Origin of the sequence: Kitasatospora sp. NPDC059648 (assembly GCF_042734825.1) — a bacterium.
Taxonomy (GTDB): Bacteria; Actinomycetota; Actinomycetes; order Streptomycetales; family Streptomycetaceae; genus Kitasatospora.
The window spans coordinates 1-4142 of record NZ_JBHWDU010000192.1 but is presented as its reverse complement, the minus strand read 5'-3'; the positions used below and the strand labels follow the sequence as shown (position 1 = coordinate 4142).

The 4142-nt window shown below is 71.0% G+C and carries 1 protein-coding gene and 2 pseudogenes; all 3 read right to left on the bottom strand.

The features are described 5' to 3' along the window. Positions 1-92 (bottom strand): annotated as a pseudogene (locus ACFV1W_RS40235) (roadblock/LC7 domain-containing protein); the annotation flags it as partial. Between the two features lie 10 nt (positions 93-102). Further along, on the bottom strand, positions 103-3447 hold the full coding sequence (locus ACFV1W_RS40230) for a nitrate- and nitrite sensing domain-containing protein (protein WP_380422494.1): 3345 nt from the start codon (positions 3445-3447) through the stop codon (positions 103-105). A 465-nt stretch (positions 3448-3912) separates the two neighbouring features. Continuing rightward, a pseudogene (locus tag ACFV1W_RS40225) lies at positions 3913-4142 on the bottom strand (ATP-binding protein); the annotation flags it as partial.

Genomic DNA, 4142 nt, shown 5'->3' with positions numbered 1-4142 from the left:
TCCGCGGAGACCACCACGGTGTGGGACACCCCGGGGGTGTTGTCCACGAAATTGGTGATCAGCCAGTTCAGGTTCTGTGCGGCCTGGCTCATCTGAGTCAACTCAACGCTCCTGGTGGTTCGAGCCGCCGAAGAGATCGGTGCTCCGGTTCTGTCCGTTGCCGGACTGGTCTACCTGATCGGGGTCGATCCGGAAGCTTCCGGTGTTGCCGGCGCTGCGGCCCTGCTCCACACCGCGGCGCAGGTTGGTGAGGCGGCCACGGACCTCCTCGGGGCTGCGGGAGACCTGCGGCCCCTCCTGCGGGGTGGGCTTGGCGTTGCCGGGCACCAGGTTCTGCTTGGGAACGCGCCGGGGCAGTCCGGCCCCGGTGGTGCCGCTGGACGAGGGCTCGCGCAGCTGCTCGGCACGCTGCCAGTCGCCGTCGTTCGGCGACTGCCAGGTGGAGGCGGTCGGGCCGGTCGGGCCGTATCCGCCGAGTGCGGACACGTCGTGGCCGCGGGTCTCGATGGGCGAGGTGGTGTCCTTGGCGCCGGCGAACCAGTTCGGGGTGTCCCCGGACGGGCTGTCGACGGTCGGGGCGCTGCCCAGGCTGCCGCCCGCCAGCTGCTGACCGGGGCGGCGCTGGGGCAGCCCGGACGGCAGGGTGGTGGAGGGCTCGGCGGCGGGCAGGGCGGGCGGCTCCGGGGCGTACGGGTGGCCGGCCGGGGCCTCCGCGGCCTGGCGGCCGTAGCCGTCCTGGGCGTACTCGTCCTGCTGGTATCCGTACTGGTCGTCGGCGTACTGGCCGTCCGAGTAGCCGCCCTGGTCGTAACCCTGCTGCGGGTACTGGCCGTAGCCGTCCTGGGCGTACTCGTCCTGCTGGTAGCCGTCCTGCTGGTAGCCGTACTGGTCGTCGGCGTACTGGCCCTCGGCGTAGCCCTGGTCGTAACCCTGCTGCGGGGCGTACTGCTCGTAGCCCTGCTGGTAGTCCTCCTCGACCTCGGCGTCCACCACCGGCGGCTGCGGGGCGCCCTCCAGGGCCGCGCGGCGGACCTGGTCGAGGCGCTGCGAGCGCTGGACGGCCTCCAGGGCCGGGCTGAAGCCGGAGGAGCCGGCGTTGCCGATGCCGGTCAGGTGGTCGTCGAAGCCCAGTTCCGCGGCGCTGCGGTTGCGGGCGTCGGGGGCCCACTCGGAGGTCGGCTCCTGGTCGGCGAAGATCCGGGAGACGGTGAACTGCTCCTCCGGCTCCGGCGCCACCGCGGACTGGGTGACGAACGGCGGGAGCATGACCAGCGAGGTGGTGCCGGCCGACTCGCCGGACGGGCGCAGCTGGACGCGGATGTCGTGCCGCTGGGAGAGCCGGCCGACCACGAAGAGGCCCATGCGGCGGGAGATGGTGGCGTCGACCGTGGGCGGCTCGGACAGCTTCTCGTTGATCTCCGCGAAGTCGTCGGCGGTGAGGCCGATGCCCTTGTCGTGGATCTCGACCAGCACCCGGCCGTCCGGCAGGCGGGTCGCGTTGACCAGGACCCGGGTCTGCGGGCTGGAGAACGAGGTGGCGTTCTCCAGCAGCTCGGCGAGCAGGTGGACGAGGTCGGTCACGGCGGCGCCGACGACCTCGACCTCGGGGATGCCGGACAGCTCGACGCGCTCGTACTGCTCCACCTCGGAGGCGGCGGCGCGCAGCACGTCGACCAGCGGGACCGGGATGTTCCAGCGGCGGCCGGCCTCCTCGCCCGCGAGGACGAGCAGGTTCTCACCGTTGCGGCGCATGCGGGTGGCGAGGTGGTCCAGCTTGAAGAGGTTCTCCAGCTGGTCCGGGTCGGCCTCGTTGTTCTCAAGGTCGGTGATCAGCGCCAGCTGGCGCTGGATCAGGCCCTGGCTGCGGCGCGACAGGTTGGTGAAGATCGCGTTGACGTTCCCTCGCAGCAGCGCCTGCTCGGCGGCGAGCGCCACGGCCTGCTGGTGGACCTGGTCGAAGGCCCGGGCGACTTCGCCGATCTCGTCCTTGCCGTGCAGCGGGATCGCGGTCACCGAGGTGTCGACCCGGTCGGGGTCGGTCTTGGAGAGCTTCTCGACCAGGTCCGGCAGGCGGTGGTCGGCGATCTCCAGGGCGGCGCTGCGCAGGGTGCGCATGCCGAGGATCATCGAGCGGGCGACGTAGCCGGTGAGCAGGCCGGCCAGGATCAGTGCGGCGACGACGATGACCGTGTTGAGGATGGCGTCGTAGAGCGCGTTGTCCTTGAGGTTGCGGGAGTCGGTGAGGACGTCGTCCAGCAGCGCGACTTCGGTGTTCCGCAGGGCCTGGATGTGGACGCCGGCGGCCTGGTTCCAGTTCTCCGGGGTCAGGCCGGCGTTCTTGGCCTCGGCGAAGGCGGCGTCGGCGGCCGCCTTGCCCTTCTGCTGCCCGATGGCGGCGGCCTCGGCGTAGTTGGCGGCGAGCGCCAGCATGCCCTGCATGGTGGGCGCGGAGCCGTTCGGCATCTTGGGGGCCGAGCGGTCCTGGCTGCTGGCCAGGGCGACCTGGGCGTCCGCGTACTTCTTGGCGTCCGTCGGATCGCTGCCGGTGGTGAACTCGCTGATCGAGACCTGTTCCAGCTTCTCGGAGACCAGGATCTGCTGGGTCATGTCCTGGTTCTCGTAGCGCGTGGTCGCCCCCGTGGAGGCGCCGACGAGCAGGCTGAGCATCAGCGAGCGCTGGGTCGAGGCGGAGGCCTTGGCCAGCGACATCGCGTAGATCGCGCGGCCCTTGCTGGTGGCGTTGGCGGAGCCGTTGCCGACCGAGTTGTCGTAGGCCAGCAGCGGCGCGAACATCGTCGAGTAGGCGCTCGCGGTGGCGCTGGCGAACAGCTCCTTGCCGTACGCGACCTTGCGCAGGTGCGGCAGGTCGACCACCAGGGTCTCGAAGGCCTCGTGGCGGCGCGGCAGCTCGCCGGACTTGTCGGAGGCCGCGTACGCCGCCTCGTAGGCCTTCAGCGCGGCGTCGGTGTCGCCGCGGCGCTTGGTGACCTCGTTGTTCGGGTCCTGCCCGGTCATCAGGGGTATCAGGGTCTTGTCGCGCTCGTTCTCAAGCGCTTCGGCGAGTTCGGTCGCCGCCTTGGCCAGCTCGGCGGTCTTCTCGGCGCGGGAGGCCTTGATGTAGCCGTCGACCGAGGTGTTCACTCGCAGACCGCCGAAGACCAGACTGATGATCACGGGGATCAGCAGGATCGCGATCAGACGGGTCGGCACGCGCCAGTTGCGCGGACGGAGGAAGTCGTACCGGCTGGAGCCGCCGTCGCCCGCAGAACCGGCGCCCGGGCGCGGCTCGCCGGCCGCGGTCGGGGGCTTTGGGGCCGGAATGGTGGGGGTGCGCTCCTCGGTGGGAGTGAACGCGGAGAATCCGGCCTTTTCCGCGGCGGCACCGTTCGGCTCGCTCTGGCGGGGCTCGGAGCGCCGCTGCGGGGCGGGTTGCTGCTTACGCCTCACTCGACTACTACCTCTCGGCCGACTTGCCGGCCATGGATCAATCCAGCGCTACCCCCGGGGCCCTGGCCCGCCGCCGGACGGCCGGCGCGGGATGTTCAGGGGTAGCTGGAATTTCAGCACGTGCAGGGATGGGGGACAAACAGCCGCCGTATGAGGCCCGCGTCGTCACAATCCGGACAATCAGCGACATGCCGGAGCAAATCCGTGGTCACCTGGCGCTGAGTGACGCTGATTCGCCACGCTGCGTCATTGTTGATCACAAAATGCCTACCGAACTGTTATCCGCTGCTTATACGCGGGTCTTGCGCGCGGCCCCCGGAGGACACCGGCCGGTAGGCGCCGCCGCCCCGGCGACCCGTCAGTGTGACGGCTCGCCGGGGCCGGTCGGTTCCGTTGTCCACGCACTCGCCTCCGGGGCGCTCGGACCCGCACCCCTTCGGCTCGGCGCGGCGGTCGCGCGTTCGACTACCGCAGCCGGGCCAGCAGGGCGTGCTCGACCAGGGTGATCAGGGCGCTCTTGGCGCTGTCCCGGCGGCGGGCGTCGAGCGCGATCACGGGGGTGTCGGCGCCGAGCTGGAGCGCCTCCCGCACCTCGTCCGCGGTGTGCGGCTGGTGGCCGTCGAAGCCGTTGAGGGCGACGACGAAGGGCAGGCCGCTGTTCTCGAAGTAGTCGAGGGCGGGGAAGCAGTCGGCGA